The organism is Virgibacillus sp. (genome assembly GCF_013393565.1).
Taxonomy (GTDB): domain Bacteria; phylum Bacillota; class Bacilli; order Bacillales; family Amphibacillaceae; genus Virgibacillus; species Virgibacillus dokdonensis.
The window spans coordinates 104,599-123,104 of record NZ_JABXHF010000002.1 but is presented as its reverse complement, the minus strand read 5'-3'; the positions used below and the strand labels follow the sequence as shown (position 1 = coordinate 123,104).

Genomic DNA, 18,506 nt, shown 5'->3' with positions numbered 1-18,506 from the left:
ATGAAAAAAAGTAATTTCAAAGTTTTTTTGTTATTATGTGCTGTTTTACTTGCTCTTATAGCTTGTTCCAATGCAAATTCTACTCCAACGAATGAGCAAGAAGTAAACGCCAAGGAAAATAAAGCAGGCGGTACGGTTCGTATAGCAATGAGTACGGAAGTGGATCATTTAGATCCGTATCAATCTGCTGCAACAGATACGATGTCGATGATGGACAATGTATATGATGGTTTATTAGACACAGATGAGTCTGGTGAACTGGTGCCTGCTATCGCAGAATCCTACGATATTTCCGAAAATGGGCGCGTATATACATTTAAATTAAAGGAAAATGTTATGTTTCACGATGGGTCTGAATTAACTGCAGAAGATGTGAAATATTCTTATGAAAAGTTAGCAGGGTTAAGCGGTGACGAGCCAATTTCATCCCAATTTGAAGTAATTGAAAAGGTGGAGACTCCCTCTGATTTTGAAGTCGTCATTACATTAAAAGAAACAAATTCGGCTTTTCTAGCAGCAAATATTCGACCGATTTTACCTGCTGATTATGATAATCATAGCGAAAAACCTATTGGAGCTGGTCCGTTTAAATTTGCAGAATATAAAGTAGGACAAGAACTGCGCTTAGTGAAATACGAAGACTACTATGATGAAGAAAAAGTACCGAAACTGGATGAAGTGCAGTTTAAAATCATGCCTGATCCAGAATCAGCAATACTAGCGATGCGATCTGGAGAAATTGATGTCATTCCAGGTATATCTGCTCAAGGCAAAGAGCAATTAGGCGATACCATTGAAACGATAGCTGCCCCACAAAACATGGTACAGTTAATGGCTTTAAACAACCAAGTAGAACCGTTAAATGATCTTCGTGTACGTAAAGCAATTAACTTAGTTATTGATAAAGATATGATTATCGATATGGTAGCTGAAGGAGATGGTGTTAAACTAGGATCAAATTTTAGTCCATCCATGGAATTATATTACCAGGAAGGATTAGAAGATACGTATCAACCTCATCTTAATGAAGCGAAAAAGCTATTGAAGGAAGCAGGATACAAAGATGGGTTTAATTTAGAATTGACGGTGCCATCTGATTATCAATTTCATGTAGATACAGCGCAAGTTATTACAGAACAATTAGGGCAAGTCGGTATTCAAGTAGATATCAAACGAATTGAATTTAGTACTTGGTTGGAAAAAGTCTATAATCAAGCGCAATATGAAAGTACTATTATCGGGTTTACTGGAAAACTAGATCCTTATGAAATTTTACGAAGGTATGTAAGTGACTACAATAATAACTTTGTTCAATTTGAAAATAAGGAATACGATGCACTTATCAAGGAGGCACTTGCGGCTACGGATGAAAAAGCGTTAGCTAATATATATAAACAAGCTCAAACACTCCTGACAGAAAAAGCAGCTTCCGTATTTATTATGGATCCTTATCGTACAGTTGCGATGAAGAAAGGGTTACAAGGATGGAAAATGTATCCGATTCAAAAATTTAATTTAGAAGATTTATATTATACGGAATAACTGTCACGTAAAGGGGATAACTGTTGTGAGGTTTTACTTATATAAATTGTCTATGTTCGGTTTAACATTATTTATCGTTTCCCTCATAATTTTCTTTGTTTTTCAGTTATTGCCAGGTAATCCAGCCCAAATTATCCTTGGGTTGGATGCTGATGAACAACAAATTCATTATTTAGAGCAGGAATTAGGACTGAATAAATCAGCAATCGAAAGATACATCGATTGGATGGCCGGTATATTTCAAGGGGACTTAGGGGAATCTTTGCGTTACCAAGTACCTGTCAGTGACGTGCTTGCCGAACGTATTCCCGTGACGACATCCATAGCGATATTTTCCATGGTGTTAACAGTTATTGTTGGAATCCCCTTAGGAATTTTAATTGCTAGAATGAATAGGAAGAGAATTGCTGTTTTTTTATCGATGTTTACACAATTCGGCATTTCCATTCCTTCTTTCTGGTTTGGGTTTATGCTCATTTTATTGTTTTCCGTGACGTTAAATTGGGTAACCTCATTTGAGTACGTAGCGTGGTCAGAAGATTTCTTTGGAGCGCTTCAGGCGCATTTGTTGCCATCGCTAGCTATTGCTATTTCGAATATCGCTGTGGTCATTCGTTATTTAAGAAATACCATATTAGATCAAAGCAAAATGGATTATGTGCGAACTGCAACATGTAAAGGATTATCAGAGCGAGCTGTACTATATAGGCATGTATTAAGAAACGCATTTATTCCTATCATTACGATTATTGGTTTAATTACTGCAGATACATTAGGTGGCAGCATTATCATTGAAAATGTCTTTGCCCTTCCTGGACTAGGGAGTTTACTTATACAATCTATTACGTCAAGAGACTTTCCTTTGGTGCAATCCATGGTACTGTACATAGCTATTATTGTATTAGTCATTAATTTTGTCGTCGATCTTTTATATAAATTTATCGATCCAAGAATAAGGCAAAAGAGGTGATCTGTGATTGAGGAATCGACTCCCCTTTTATATTGGTTTAACTTTTGTAGGATTGCTATTTGTTATGATGTTGATTGGCGTGTTTTATACACCCTATGACCCTAACGCGATTGATGCAACAAATCGACTTGCCTCACCGTCAGCTACCCACTTATTTGGCACAGACAATTTTGGCAGAGATATTTTTAGTCGTGTCATGGAAGGAACCAAGACCGCCTTTTTCATCGGAACTACTGCTGTATCCATCGGTTTATTTTTTGGCTTTCTATTCGGTGCTTTTGCTGGATACTTTGGTGGCTGGATAGACGAGATAACGATGCGTTTTATTGATGCTATGCTAGCCTTTCCTGGGATATTATTAGCAATTATGCTAGTTGCTGTCTTTGAACCAGGCATGAAAAATACGGTAATTGCACTTGGTGTTATGAGTGTTCCTGCATTTGCACGAATTATTCGTAGTACCTTTATTCAGTACAAATCGTATGATTTTGTAAAGGCTAGTATAGCAAAAGGTGGAAGTGCATTGCATATTATGATGAAGCATATTCTTCCAAATGCGTTATCACCAATATTCGTAGCAGCAAGTTTAAGCTTTTCAGGTTCTGTATTAGCGGAATCTGGTTTAAGTTATTTAGGCTTAGGAGTGCAGCCTCCTGATCCAAGCTGGGGAAGAATGTTAAAAGAAGCACAGCCTTATATCGGTACTGCTCCGTGGTATGTCATCATTGTGGGAATAGTTATTACGGTGCTTGTTTTAGGCTTTAATTTATTAAGTGATGGGATGCGTGACATCCATGATAAAAGAGCATAGGAGGGGAAAAGTGAATCAAGCTACCTTAGCAGTTCATGAACTCGATATAACTTTCCACCTTCCTGAAGGTGAATTTTACGCTTTACATAATATTTCTTTTGAAATATTTCCAAATGAAGTAGTTGGCATTGTAGGGGAGTCTGGCTGTGGGAAAAGTCTAACTGCAAAAGCCATTATGGGAACATTACCACAAAATGCGAGCATTACACGTGGAAACATGATCTTTCAGAATCGTCAGCTACATCAAATGTTAGATAAAGATTGGCAACGTTTAAGAGGAAACGAATTAACGATGATTTTTCAAGAACCTATGAATTCACTAAATCCTGTATTAACCATTGGAAAACAAGTTTCTGAAGTATTAAAGAGGCATACATCTCTTTCAAAAAAGGAAAGAAAGCAAAAAGTAATGAAAACATGGAAGGAAGTGGGCTTACCTAGAGCAGAAGCATTATGGAAAGCATACCCACATCAGCTCTCAGGAGGGATGTGTCAGCGCGTTGTTATAGCTATGGCAGTTATTGGCCAACCGCAATTAATTATTGCAGATGAACCGACAACGGCTTTAGATGTAACCACGCAAGCTCAAATATTAGATTTATTTCAATCCATTAAACAAAATTACAATAATGCTTTGTTATTTATTTCCCATGATTGGGGCGTTATACGACGCATTTGTGATCGGGTGATGGTGATGTACGCAGGAAGAATTGTCGAACAAGGCGATGTAGATAAGCTTATGAATGAACCGAAACATCCTTATACGAAAAGCCTCCTCCAAGCTATTCCTAATGCATCCAAGCGGGGGCAACGATTATATACAATTCCAGGAAACGTACCAAGTTTACAAGAGAGAAAAACAGGTTGTCCATTTTATGAGCGCTGTCCGTTAAAAATGAAACAATGTGAAGCAGTTTTCCCAGATACATATACATTTGCACGGCAAACGGTCGCTTGTCATTTATTTGCTAAAGAAGGTGAGCACCATTGAAACAGCCGCTTATAGAAGTAGAAAACCTAAAAAAATTTTATGACCAAAAGCGGGGGAAGTTTTGGGAACAAGCTTTGTATATGAAAGCTGTTAATGGTATATCGTTTACTTTATATGAGGGTGAATCATTCGGATTAGTAGGTGAGAGTGGTAGTGGCAAGTCCACGACTGGTCAATTACTTGTGCAGTTAATACAGCAAACAGAAGGGAAGATTTATTTTAAAGGACAGGATGTATCATCATTCTCTGCTAGACAGTTAAAAGCTTGGAGAAAAGAAGTGCAAATTGTTTTTCAAGATCCATTTTCTTCATTGAATCCGAAGAAAACTGTCCAATGGACGTTAGATGAGCCGCTAGCACTTCATAAAATGGGAAATAAAGCGACCCGCTATAAAAAGATCGTTCAAACATTAGATGACGTCGGTTTAGACAAATCTTATTTATCACGCTATCCTCATGAGCTTAGTGGTGGACAAAGGCAAAGGGTAGCAATTGCGGCTGCCATTATTCTCGAACCTCAATTTATTGTCATTGATGAAGGTGTTTCTGCATTAGATGTTTCTGTGCAAGCACAAATTTTAAATCTACTGAAAGATTTACAACATCAATATCAACTAACCTATTTTTTTATTTCCCATGATTTACATGTTGTGCAATATTTTTGCCATCGCATTGCTGTGATGTATTCAGGAGAAATTGTCGAAATAGGAGAAACAGAAGCAATTATTCAATCGCAGCAGCATCCGTATTCTAAATCTTTATTCACGATAGTAGATCATCATGGCAGTGCATAACACTAGCCCCTATCATAAAAGTGTTTTCTAGCTTTTTGCGGATTTTTAAGTATAGAATTTCTGGGGTTATAATCAAAGTAAAAGAAGGTGTTCCATCGCCATAGACAAGTTTTCTAATACTATAGGAAAGTTATGAAAGTAAAAGTTTAAAGGTTTATAGTATCAGAAAAACGACAGTGTATTTTCGCCATAAGACTTGGCGAAAAGCCAATTTTTTCCCACGTATTTTAAAATTATGGCTGTACATCCAATTTTTTAAATCACGTTAGGGAACCAAACAGTGTGCACGGTTGGTTCCCTAAATCTTTATGAGCTAATTCTTTCACGTTTACGGTGTATAAATGGGGTTCTTTTACCTAAGTAATAACGAAATAGCAAAATGACTGCCAAAACGATTACCGCATTTAGTAAGTAAAGGTTAGAAAATCCGAAATAAGAAATAATGATGCCCCAAACAAATGATCCGAGAGCCATTCCACCATCGTATAAAATAAAAAATGTACTCGTTGCATGCGCGCTTCTATGTTTAGGTGCTGCCTGAACAGCCATTGTTTGAAAGCTAGGTAATAATGTTCCGAATCCTAAGCCAATAAGCGCTGCGGATGTTAATAGCATCCAACTTGAATGCGTTATGCTTAGAGCGATAAGCCCAAGTGAAAAAATGAATAAACATGGTATGATCACATATTTAGGCCCTTTCACATCAAAGGTTCTTCCTAAATAGGGTCTAGAGGTGATCATGACAGCTGCAAAAACAACAAAGAAGTACCCGGCTGTAGATGTAAGTCCTAATACATTACTATAGACAGATATAAAGGACATAACACTAGAATAAGCTAAAGCTATTAGACTACAAATGAATGCTATAGGAAGCGCACGTGTTTCTATAAAATCATGTACCGTCCATTTCTGTTTTTCCTGAACATTCGGTTTAACACCTGTTTCGTCGATTTGTATCATGGTAGCATGAATGATTGTGACGAGCATGATAATACTTAATAGGAGAAATAGCTGTTGAAAACTTGTATATTGTAGTACGGTTAAGCCAATAAATGGCCCAACAACAACAGCCAAATTCATCGCCATAGCAAAATATCCTAAACCAGCCCCACGGCGTGAAGCAGGAATAATATCAGCAGCAATGGCACCTGTTGCTGTAGTGACAACCCCAAATGCTAGTCCATGTAAGAAACGAACGATTAATAGAGGAATAAAAGATTCAATAAACATGTAAAGAAAAGTAATAGCGACAAACATAACAACACTTAAAATAAGTCCTCGCTTTTTGCCTGTTTTTTGCAATAGTAATGCAGAAAAAGGTCTTATAATTATGGCGGCAATTAACATGGAAGTAACTACGAGACCAGCCTCAGCTTCATTTCCATGTAAATTTTGCACAACAAAAATAGGTAATGTAGTTAAAAGTGTGTAAAAGGCAATGAAAATTAAAAATTGTGTTAATGAAATACTAATAAAATCTTTTGTCCAAATCTTTGGTTGATGACTCAATATTTATCTCTCCTTATCTTAATAAAAACCAGGGGGGCGAGCTTGAAATGAAAGGGGAAGAAAAGCTTGAACAGTGAGGTTTAACACCACCGCTAGCAGTAGAAAGTAATGTATGGAGAAAAAACAAAAAGAAGCAACATTTGTTACTTCTATCCATCTAGAATAAAGACACACTTGATCTATTCTATCGTTTTACAACTGTTTTGTAAACAGGATGGTCAATTCGGTGTACAATAAATCAACTTTACTAATGCTATGATTATGGAAAAAGTTAATCAAGCATACGAAGTGGAAATTTATTCAGTGAGGAGTGATTAAACTCCCCACTGATTGGAGATTCCATTTACGTCTTATTCATTTAGTGCCTGCCCTTTTTTTCGATAAAGAAGAATGAGCCATATGCTTGAACCTAATAGTAATAGCGTTATTCCAATAAATAGAGCGTTAAACATATTTGTTGCTGTGTTTGGTAAGGAGGATCCTGCTTGATGAGGCTTTGACGTATTTTCAATCGATGGCATTCTATCGTCAAACTGATGTTTATTTCTTCCCTCTTGATTATCCTCCGAGCTTGGTTGTTGAATGGATGGTTTTCCGTTGCCTTTTTCTCCTTTATTGAAAGCATTCTCATCGGCGTTTTGATCGTTTTGGTCCATGTATCCACCATTGGTTTTATCTTCTCCAGAGGGCTGTTCCGGATCTGTTGGGGAAGTAGGATTATCCGGTTCTTCAGGTACTATAATTTCCCCATCGATGGTTAAAAACCTCCAAATATCGGATCGTGTTTTACCGCCGTATTGGTCGGAAGCTACGGTATGCCAGAAGTATTCGCTATTTGGATCTAATCCTTCCCAAACGATCGCTGCTTTTTCACCACTAGGGACATCTTTTACAGAACCAATTTTTTCATCTGTATACACATTTACTTCTACATAATCTGTAGCCACTCGCTTCGTTTGTGCCGACATATCAAAATCAAACGAAAATGTATCTTTTCCAGGGTATTCCTCTGGGTCATAGTAGTTGTAATCATCTAGATATGGTGAATAAGTCTCTACATCAATTTGATTTGTATCCATATTAAAGTTCAATATCCGTAAATATCCTTGTCCGCCTTCTGGCCCACCTTGGTAGTCTGCTAACATTTGATAAACAGTCCGATCCGTAATCCCATCTCCATTATCATCAATGTCATCTATTAATGTTTGAGCATTATGGTAATGACCGGATAATACAGCGAATACATTCTCATTTGGAATAACAACTTCTTCAAACAATTGATCGCCAGTAGGGCTTCTGCTTCCAGTAGCTAATAAATATTCATGCACATTAAGGATAGCTTTGCGATTTGGATGTGCTTGTAACACTTTATTTAACCATTCAATTCCATCCTCTTCAATCCCCCAGCCAAGATGAACCATAATAAAATCAATTCCATTCACAGACATCAGATCATAGTGGCCGCGGTTGTGTTTAAATGAACCACCATAAAATTGTTTGTCTTTAAAACGGTCTTCACCAAAGAAACGTCCATAATAACTGTAATCACGACTTTTGTTGTTTACATCATGGTTGCCAGCAACAACGCCGTAAGGGATATTAGCCTTATCTAGTATATTCATTGACCGGTTAGCTACATCCCATTGTTCTAGATCGTCGTAAACATCTACTAGATCACCTGAATGAAAGACATACTCTATATTTAAAGCTTCTTTATTCTCTGCAATCCATTCTGTTTGTCTTTCATAAATATGTGGATAACTTTCTGAATAGTATTGGGTGTCCGCCATCCAAACAAAGCTGAAGTTTTCTCCAAGGTCAGCAATTTGATCTTGAACAATAACACTAACTTTTTGGTCTTGCATATACTCTGTTCCTTTTACAGAGCCGATGAGTTCAAACGGATCTGTGCCAGCAATGGTGGATACAAGCGCATCCCACTTGCTTGTCGCATAGTTCCAAGCGTACATCGTTACTTTTCGACCCTCTAAGGAAGAACCATCCCAAACAATTTCTATTTCGTCGTTTGCATCTACTTGTTCATCAACCGTAACGTCAAAACGATGATATGGAAATTGGTAATCAGAGGTCGTATCTATTTGATTGCCATCGATTGTCTGTAAATGCTTCAGCTGTTTTTTTGTTAATCTTTCTTCGCCCTCTGGTAAATAACTTTGCGGCGGTTCTGTGTCTACAGCATTTTGTGAAATGGTGATATTTGGATCATCTGCTGTATACTGGTAGGATTGATAAAAATCAACATCCATGGCATCGTTGGTTGGGTCATGTACGGTAACAGATAAGTTGGCACTTGTGCTATCAGAATTATTCCCTAACCAATTAGGTAGCAGCGGATGTTCTTCGTCTACGTAAAATGTTACTTTCTTTTCTGTTTGGTTATTTGCTGTATCCGTAGCTTGAAAACTGAGCTCATGTTTCCCAGGCTCTAACAGGGAAGAAGAGGTATTATACGGTAAGGATATATGATCTCCATCTAACTGAGCAGTTATAGATTCAACGTTGCTTGTTGCATCTTTGGCATCAGCGTCAATGGTAAAAGCTCCTTTATATGTTTCACCATTTTTTATAGAAGGCGTGATCGTTGGAGCAGTATTATCTGTAATCACCTGTTTGGTTACTTTTTCATTCTTTAAAACCGTTTTTATTTCATGCTTTCCATCGTCCACTTTGGTTGTATCGAAAACATAAGCTGTCGATGCAAATGCCCTTTCATCCAATGTGAAAGTGAAATCATAGACAGGCTTTTTGCCTGAGCTATCGCCAATGGAGTAATCTTGATTCGGTTTACTGTACGCTGGGTCGTAAATCGTCGTCCCATCGGAAAGCACGAGGCGAATATTTTTAATTGTGAAATCATCTCGGTTCTCTTGAGATGTTGCATCAAAAGGGCTGACTTTATTACCTGCTCGAATGGAGATCGTGTTTTCTCCTTGTTTTAATTTATCAGCAGAAACTGGGACGGTAATCGTAGTAAATTTTGTATGTGTATCATCAAATATGTGGAGTATTTCATCTCTCATAGTCACCCCATTTTTAAAGTAAATATTTGTCTCACGTACATCAAACGCGAAATAAGCGTCCGCTTCCATCGCTTTAAATGTATCTGTTACTTGCTTTTGATCAACAAATAAGCTCGGTTCTACTTCTGTATTGTCAGCGGTAGCTTTTATGACTTTTTTCCCAGAAATAAATTCATTATCTTGTATATTAAGTCTTAGCCCTTCTTGCAGTGTTGGGTTATCAATGGAAACAGTGCTTATAGGAGAAGTAGTTTTGTTTACTCCATCACTCGCTGTAAAGTAATATTCTAATGTATCTTTTCCGATTAACTCTGGCTCATAAATGATATGCTCATAACGGTTAGTTGCTTGTGTCTCCAAATTCGCCTTTCTAAACTCTCCCCCTTCTGTACGATAATGAACAGATACGCTTTTGACGTCTGCATTATCGGTAATGGTGGCAGATAATGTAAAAGGCTGTTCCGATGTAATTTCTTTTTTCTTGGTTGTATTTTTAATGACAGGTTTTTCCGTATCTTTAGGAAAGACAACTTTCTTTCTAGGAACTTGTTCTGTTAATACTTCACCTGGTGTAGCATCCCATTCGCCTGCACTTATTTTAGCAGTATGCAAGCCGCCATCTGTCGGGAAACGGTAGAAAATACCTTTATCCGCTGTTGTATCATCAACATCAACTACATCGTTATACGTGGAGTAAGAAAGTTCTTTTCCAGTTTTCGTAGCAACGATGAGTGACCGTTTACTCCCGTTGGCCATTCCATTGTTATACATTTTAAACAAATTTTTACCTTCTGTTAAATGGGACCCATAGTTTGCATTGAAATCGGCTGCAGTTTTTTCTTTATTGCCGTGGTTGATGATCCAAAAAACAACTGTTTCGCCCGGTGGAATGATCACTGTGTCCTTCTCGTTTGGATTCCAAAGTAAATCGTTACCTGCGTCTGTGTTCGGATAGCGATAACGGATCGTATAGTCTTTAAAGTCAATTGCTTCTGTTGTATTGTTATAAACTTCGATAAATTCATAGGCATCAGCACTATTGCTATTCGTCGTATCAGGAGTTATTTCTGTAATGAACAGAGGTGGAACTTGTTGATAGTCTATCTCCTTCGTTGGTAGCTGATAAGAATGAACATCTGTTTTTGTCTCGCCGGCCTCATTGGATGCAGTGAAGTAGTACTTGATGCTGTCACTCCAAATCTCCTCAAGTGGGATAGTTATTGAATAGGTATTTGAACCGTCCTCAGAAGCTTGCGCTTGCCATGTTTGATATGTCGCTTCAGCACTTTGCAAGATAGAAAGACTAGCTCCTAATATTGGTTTGTCTGATTTAATCTCTATTTGAGCGGTTATTCCTTCCTCATCCATGGAAAGTTCTGGCTTGCCAAAAATAGGCTTTTTCGCAGTGTCATCCACTATGACAGGTTTTTTTGGAACTTGTCCAGGCAGGATAGACAATGGCGTCATCGCTTGTCCTAAACCAGTTTTTATCATGCTTGTCCCTTGATTCGGATAACGGTAAACAATTCCTTGGTTTGGAGATGTATCATCCTTTTCCGTATCATTATACGTAGCGGATACGATTTCGTTGTTAAATTTATCAGCAACGACTAAAGTGCGTTCTCCGCTATTAGCCATGCCAGCATTGTGAATTTCGGTTACATGACTTTCTGGCATATGTAAGCCATACTGTTCATTAAAGTCAGCTAAAGTTAAACGTTGGTTACCTTCATTTTTAATCCATACAACAAAGCTTTCCTGGGGTTTGATTTCTTTATTATCACTTATACCCCATATTTGATCAGGCATATCATCTGGATATTGATAGAATAATTGGTAATCATTCATGTTAATCGTTTGATTTGTATTGTTATAGATTTCAATGAATTCATAGGCATCTTTTTGATTTACGTTTGTCGTGTCGGGAGTAATTTCTGTAATTAACAATGGGGGTATTGTTTGTGTATCATCCGTATCAGTTTGTTTGATCGTAACATGTATAGGCTCCTGTTCAGGATAGGGTATGCTTGTACCATCTTTCGTTTGAGCAACAATTTGATAGTAAAAGTTTGGTGACCACAGTTTTTCTTTAGGAACTGTAACGGAATAGGTAGTGGCATCTTTATCTTTCGTGAATGGCAATTCCTCCATTTCCATTTTATTTGCAGTCTGGAACTGAAGGTTAAGCTCGGTTACTTCATCGGTTAAAGTTGCTGTAATTGTAAGGTCATCTGTAGCTGTCGCATCATAAATGGCTTCATGTTGGATGAACGAATCTGTTGTAACGTTCTTTTCATTTTTCTTGTTATCTAATTCTGTATCTTTTGATTGCTTTTTCTTTTCTTTCGTCACCACGTCTTCATTGGTATTTTTTTCTTTAGAGCTTTCGGGTTGTTCTGCTTTTACTTCCATTCTTTCAGCTGGAACTTGTCCAGGGAAAATCTCACCTGGGTTCGCTTCTGTTGTAAGTCCGCCACCCCGCCCTGTTTTTTGGTCTGTGTAATAGAAAAGCTGCCCTGCCATATTCTCTGTGAAGTGAACATTTCCTTCTGTTACAACTTCATTGGTGCTGTTTTCTATGAATGATAGTTTATTGATAGTGGAAGGAAGTAAAGTTTTATTTACAGCGGTTACTTGTTGTTTATTTGGTTGCATTTCATAGAAGCTATGAAACGTATTCATATCTGCTTCTTCGTTAGCAAACCAAATAATATGACTTTTTCCTGATGCGATCAATAAAGATTGTTCAAAAGAAATTTTTTGGTTCTCTACTTGTAATGAATAATCTTTTACATCAATGGGGTGTGATGAATGGTTGAAAATTTCGATAAAGGGTTGTTCACCAAACCCTACTTCTGTAATCATTATTTTAGGCAGTGCTTGTACATTCGTACTAGTTTGCGATTGTATTGGAACAGTATATGGATCTGTTTTTCCTTGGTCTGTTGCTGACTTTCCCTCAAACCAATACGTTATATGGTCAGACCAAGTTGCTGATTTGGGAATAGCACCAGTGTATTCACCATTGTCTTCTTTTTTCATGTCAATTTCAATCGGTTTAGAAACCTTTGTAGATTGATAAAACAAGCTTACTTTCTCTGCGTGAGGTGCAGTTACTAATAATGAATGCTGTTGCAGACGTTGCATCACTTTAGGTGCAACATGCTGCATAATCAATGTATCATTATTCATAGTTTCACTATCTTGATTTGGTAATTCTTGCTGTTTTTCCTCTTTAGTTTTTGTTGCTTGTTTAGGGGTGGAAACAGTGGCATAAGCAACCGATGTTGGTTGTAAGAAATTGGCGATTATTATTACGATCGCCGTCAATGCTGCTAAAAGCGTGCGAAACTTCTTGTTTTGCATTTTTTATCCTCCCTTTGCATGTATATGTCTAAGTATACGGGAGCAGTTGTTAATAATTGGTTAAAGTAGTGTAAAGATTTACTATAAATATGTGATTTATCACTAACCTCTATGGCGATAGCTGTAGTTAAAACTTAGAATTCTATCCTACTCTATAGTTTAAGCAAAACAAACATAAATACGACTATCGTTTTTACTAGTACTATAGGAAAGCATAAAAGTATAAAAGTGTATAGTATAAGAAAAACTACGCCTTTCGCCAAGTCCTATGGCGAAAGGCGTAAATGCAAGCTAACATATAAGTGCTACGTTCTTTGTTAAAATGACAGAGGTCCATGTTCATTGATGAGCATGAATTACAGAAAAAACATCATTAATTGTGTTGAAATAGCAACAAAAATAAGTGAAAATGGGTAAGCAGCGGCGTAGGCAATAACGGCATCATCGGAATCTATCACTTGATTTAATGCACCTAAAGCAGGAGTGCTCGTCCTACCGCCGCACAGTGAACCAAGTGAGTGCACAATGCTAAGCTTAAATAGTTTTTTTGCTACTAAATAACCGATAAAGAGTGGCACAAGCGTGATGATCGTTCCTCCAACCGCAAGCTTCACTCCTTCTGTTTGTATCACATTTACAAGTCCCTGTCCCGCTGTTGTTCCAGCACCTGCTAGAAATAATACAAGACCTAATTCTCGAATGACATGGTTTGCTGGGGCATAATAACGTACATGTATGGGTCCAATGTTACCGAAATGACCAACAATTAAAGCAACAAAAAGTGGCCCGCCAGCTATTCCTAGTTTAATTGTTCCTAACCCTGGAATGAAAATGGGGAGCATACCAACAATGATTCCTAATAATAGTGTTATACTGATCGAGAAAATGTGTACATTGGTGACGGCTGGGTTTTTTCGCGAAAATAGTTTTTCAACTTGGTTCAAACGATTTTCCGTGCTTACAATGGTTAAAACATCACCTCGGAGCAAGCGCATCGTAGGATGTTGCTTTAATTCTAGTCCTTCACGTTCAATTCTAGTTACGGTGGCACCATATTTTTTTCTCAATTTTAATTCCTTCATGCTTTTTCCAATAACGGACTCGTCTTCTACAGTGATTTTTTTAAACCGTATATTATCTGGGTTTTCTAGTTGCGTGGTTACTTTTTGTCCGACATAAGTACCAAAAGATTTCAGTTCATCTTCTTCTCCAACAGTAACAAGGTTGTCCCCCATAAGTACAGGAGTATCGCTGAGAGCAATCATCGTATGTCCGTTGCGAATAATTCTGCTAATTACGACATCCTTTTTACTAATCGCAAGCTCTTTTAAGGTTCTTCTATGAAGTTTTGGATTGGTTACTTTAAATGACATCACTTCAGGTGAATGTTCATCTTTAATTGGATTTTTTGATGCCTCTAAATCTTTCATTAAGTCGACTTTACTAAAACGAGGCAAAAGCTGAACAAATAAAATGATTGCTAGCACACCGAAAGGGTACCCAATTCCATAACCGACAGAAGCGATGGAATCGTTTGTTGCTTGTAATGCTGCAGCTAAACCAGGAGTACTTGTTAATGCTCCGGTCATTAATCCAATGCTTAGCGCTGCTTCAAGATCAAATGTTTTTGCAACTATAATGGTAGTGATGACTGCACTGGTAACAATACATAAAGAGATACTACAAAATATAATTCCATTAGAACGGATCATTCTGAAAAATCGTGGGCCAGCCTGTAAACCGATAGCTACTATAAATAAGCTCAAACCTAGGTTTTGTACAATTGGCGATACGTTATATCCAAAATGTCCAAAAATCATAGCAACAAGTAAAACTCCGGCAGAACCGAAGCTTAGTCCTTTTAATTTAAGTTGACCAAGAAAAGAGCCAATTAGTAAAATGGCAAAAACTAAAATAAGTTGTTCGTCTAGTAAATCGTGAAGTAATGTTTCCATTTTCCTCTCCTCTTTCTTTCATAGTATCTATTTTACTACAACGAAAGAAAAAATCTTGTTCTTGGGAAGATTGTTCAAAAATTTTTCAAGCTTTGAATGATTGAAAAACATTGTAATCGCTTTAATATCCTGTTCCAACCATTTTTAAAATATATTACTGAAAGGTGGGTGAGAATCTATGAAATTTATCAGTTGTTGAATGAAGGGGAAAGAGGTAAAAATGTATAGTAAAAGGAATTTTTCAACTTTTAAATGCATTGTGTAACCTCGAAGTTGTAACAAAAGTATTCAGAACAAAGAAAAACATGAACGAGTAGAAGTAGTTCATGCCTCTAAAATGCTCTGCAAAACATGTTGCTTTTCGTAAGTGGTTGGATAACCCCTCGTGCAGGCACAATGTAGGGGCTCACCAATGCCTTCTTATTACAGTGTCTACGTCTATTTCCTCTGCACACCTTTAGAACGTACAACTTGAGATATAATGAAAATGGAAACCAAACTTTTAATAGAAAATGCTCTAGAATTCATAAACTTGTCGAACTGCTTCCGTTAGAATTTCAACACCGTTGATGAGTGCATCAGAATTAAATGTCATTTGTGGGTGATGTAATCCTGGCGTTAAATCACAACCGAGACCTAGCATAGTCGCTTTTAATTCTGGCTTCTTAATCGTATAGAAGTGAAAATCATCTCCTCCAGGAGTAATTAAAGGGGGCTGAACGGCTTCTTGCCCTAACACATTGGTAATTGCAGTTGTCATTATAGATGTTGCTTCCTTATTTGTTTTGGCTGCAGCAATGCCATGGTTCTCCATAATGTCTATCTTAATTGGGTAAAGATGTTGTATTGAATCAAAAATGGCTCCTACTTGCTTATCTAGCTCATCCATCGCTTCGTTCGTTTGTGCCCGCATGTCGATTGCAAAGGTAGCACTTCCAGGTATAATGTTGGTGCTCTTACTACCAGCTTGGAAGTTCGTCATTTTTACAGAATGGGGGACGGTTGGATCTAAATGAATCTTACTCAGTAATTGTACAATTTGTGCACCAACTTCAATCGCATTCGTATTTAAGTGCGGTCTTGCCCCATGTGCGTCTACACCAATAATCTTCGCTTTGTATGTTTTACATGCTCCATGCACAATAACTGGAGCTGCATCGTGCATCGGTGTCTCTTGTTTTGGTCGTAAATGGACGCCAAATAAATAATCGACATCTTCTACAACACCTTTTTCTACTAATTTTAATGCGCCAGTTCCTGTTTCTTCTGCAGGTTGAAAAATAAACTTTATCGCTACCTTGTCTTGAAGACTGGGGCTTTGTTTTATTTTCCATAACACCCCTAATACCATAGCCATATGTGCGTCATGTCCACAAGAATGATTGGCTTGAAATGTGCCATCTACCTCTTGCCAAAGTGCGTCGATATCAGCTCGAATGGCTACCACTGGTAAATCTTTTTCAAAGTTTCCAAATCGCCCAATAACCCCTGTGTGATCTGTGAATGTATGCACATCACACCCTGCTTTTTGAAGAATGTACTTGATATAGTTGGTCGTTTCTTTCTCTTCCCAACTAATTTCTGCATGGTTATGTAAATGATGGAACGTGCCTTTTATCTTTTGTTCTAAGCTAGTCATGAGAGGTAATCTCCTTTCCTGTTTATAAAGTGTTGTAAGTCTTCCACTTTAAGAATTGAAAGAGATGGGTTGAAAAATCAAAGTCAGCTAACAGCATCTCCATTCCTTTTTTGTAAGAGGGGTGTAGGTCATACCCATAAAATACGAAACAATTAGGGGAGAATGAAAGACTGCCCTAATTGATATTCACTTTACAAGAGTGGAAGTTTAAAAAGTTTTTAAACTATTATTTTAATTTAGTATTGAAATAAATTATATGCTTTATTATAATATCATGCAAGTTAATAAAATTTAGAAAAATCGGAGGAGATTATGAAAAATTCATCAGGATTCACACAAAAAGACAAGAAGAAGCTAGGCTTGCCAGATGCTTATGTTATTTTATTTATGATTTTAGTGCTAGCTGCTATTGCCACGTATATTATCCCAGCGGGGAGTTTTGAGCGGGAAACAGTGGATGACAAAACGATAGTAGTGCCTGATAGTTATCAACAAGCCGAGCAAGAGCCAGCTTCATTTATGGATTTATTTGTATCTATTCAACAGGGAATGATTGATTCAGCAGGACTTATCTTCTTAGTACTTATCATTGGTGGTGCTTTTGGAGTTATTGAGTATACAGGAGCTATCGATGCACTTATTATGAAGACAATTAATAAAACGAAGAATAAGGAATATTTACTGATTATTCTCGTTAGTACGTTATTTTCGATATTTGGAGCATTAGGAATTATAGTAAATGCTGTCATTGCATTTATACCAATTGGGATTATCCTAGCGCGTTCTATGAAATTAGACGCTATTGTTGGCGTGTCCATTATATATTTGGGAGCTTATGCAGGGTTTAACACAGCATTTCTTGATCCGTTAACAACAGGGATGGCTCAGGAAATTGCTCAAGTTCCTCTTTTCTCAGGTATTAGCTATCGAATCCTCATTTATGTAACTGTACTTGGATCTACGATTGGCTATATTTGGTGGTATGCGAATCGAATTAAAAAAGATCCAACCAAAAGTGTATTAGGAGACAACCCATTTCCAAAATCAGAAGAAAAAGCTTTCGAAAGTATTCCTGCACAACTTACCACTGTTCATAAGTTAGTATTAACATGGCTAGCGGTTGGCATAGCTATTTATGTGTTTGGTGTCTTTCAGTATGATTGGTCGCTAAACCAAATGGCCGCTATGTTTATCGTTATTGCAATAGGAACAGCTTTTCTTGCTAGAATGCATCCTAATGAACTCGTTACACAATTTTTTAATGGTTGCCGTGGTTTAGTATATGGAGCATTAATTATTGGAATGGCTCGTTCTATCGTTGTTGTTTTAGAAAACGGTCAAATTTTGGATACGATTGTCCAAGGGATGGCTACAATCATGGACCCATTCTCCAGTGCATTAGGCGCAAATATGATGTTTTTAGCTAATTTTTTGTTTAACATCATCGTTTCCTCTGGAAGTGGACAAGCAGTAATTGTCATGCCTATTATGACCCCTTTAGCAGATATGATGGAAATTCCAAGACAAGTAGCCGTTCAAGCATATAAAATGGGGGATGGATTTTCAAACGTCCTTACACCTATATCAGGAATTTTAATGGCTACCTTAGCAATAGCGGGTGTTTCCTGGGTGAAGTGGGTTAAATTTATTATACCTTTAGTAATTATTTGGTTTATTATCGGTATTGTCTACTTAACTGTTGCAGTATTTATTGGTTGGGGGCCTGTATAGGCTTTACGTGTATCAATATTGCCAAAATCATGAATGAATGGAAGAGAAAGAATATATGTGTAAAATATTTCTTGGTGAGGAAAGCCACGGAGACGAAAATGATTTCGATGTTTCGCTGTTGTGGATTTCCTTGTCCTGTGGGAAAGCGTAGTGTTTT

At 37.4% G+C, this 18,506-nt stretch carries 10 protein-coding genes; 6 read left to right on the top strand and 4 right to left on the bottom strand.

Translation table 11 applies throughout. The features are described from left to right. The 5 genes from HLX49_RS01080 to HLX49_RS01060 all read left to right on the top strand — a co-directional run bounded on the left by HLX49_RS01080 (position 1) and on the right by HLX49_RS01060 (position 5,108). The gene (locus HLX49_RS01080; RefSeq protein WP_296360498.1) at positions 1–1,542 is read left to right on the top strand and encodes an ABC transporter substrate-binding protein; all 1,542 of its coding nucleotides are present in this window, start codon (positions 1–3) and stop codon (positions 1,540–1,542) included. 25 nt (positions 1,543–1,567) lie between these two features. After that, a complete protein-coding gene (locus HLX49_RS01075; protein ID WP_206193280.1) occupies positions 1,568–2,512 on the top strand; it encodes an ABC transporter permease in 945 nt (314 codons plus the stop codon). Between the two features lie 64 nt (positions 2,513–2,576). After that, positions 2,577–3,323: an ABC transporter permease gene (locus HLX49_RS01070; protein ID WP_296360522.1), complete on the top strand. Its 747-nt coding sequence runs from the start codon at positions 2,577–2,579 to the stop codon at positions 3,321–3,323. Between the two features lie 10 nt (positions 3,324–3,333). Further along, a complete protein-coding gene (locus HLX49_RS01065) occupies positions 3,334–4,314 on the top strand; it encodes an ABC transporter ATP-binding protein (protein ID WP_237342709.1) in 981 nt (326 codons plus the stop codon). Next, the gene (locus HLX49_RS01060; RefSeq protein WP_296360494.1) at positions 4,311–5,108 is read left to right on the top strand and encodes an ATP-binding cassette domain-containing protein; all 798 of its coding nucleotides are present in this window, start codon (positions 4,311–4,313) and stop codon (positions 5,106–5,108) included. The genes HLX49_RS01065 and HLX49_RS01060 overlap by 4 nt, the downstream gene beginning before the upstream one ends. A 306-nt stretch (positions 5,109–5,414) precedes the next feature. On the opposite strand, the gene HLX49_RS01055 is transcribed toward HLX49_RS01060, so the two are convergent. The 4 genes from HLX49_RS01055 to HLX49_RS01040 form a co-directional block, all read right to left on the bottom strand. Beyond that, a complete protein-coding gene (locus HLX49_RS01055; protein ID WP_296360492.1) occupies positions 5,415–6,617 on the bottom strand; it encodes an MFS transporter in 1,203 nt (400 codons plus the stop codon). Between the two features lie 350 nt (positions 6,618–6,967). Further along, on the bottom strand, positions 6,968–13,024 hold the full coding sequence (locus HLX49_RS01050) for a lamin tail domain-containing protein (RefSeq protein WP_296360490.1): 6,057 nt from the start codon (positions 13,022–13,024) through the stop codon (positions 6,968–6,970). A gap of 356 nt (positions 13,025–13,380) precedes the next feature. Continuing rightward, complete coding sequence (locus HLX49_RS01045; protein ID WP_077702902.1) at positions 13,381–14,979, bottom strand: aspartate:alanine exchanger family transporter; 1,599 nt, start codon at positions 14,977–14,979, stop codon at positions 13,381–13,383. Positions 14,980–15,496: 517 nt separating this feature from the next. Further along, complete coding sequence (locus tag HLX49_RS01040) at positions 15,497–16,618, bottom strand: M20 peptidase aminoacylase family protein (protein ID WP_101933619.1); 1,122 nt, start codon at positions 16,616–16,618, stop codon at positions 15,497–15,499. A 312-nt stretch (positions 16,619–16,930) separates the two neighbouring features. Here HLX49_RS01040 and HLX49_RS01035 point away from each other — a divergent pair, with 312 nt between their 5' ends. Then, positions 16,931–18,349 carry a YfcC family protein gene (locus tag HLX49_RS01035; protein WP_077702904.1) on the top strand — a complete coding sequence of 473 codons (1,419 nt, stop codon included), beginning with the start codon at positions 16,931–16,933 and terminating at the stop codon, positions 18,347–18,349. Positions 18,350–18,506: the final 157 nt, after the last annotated feature.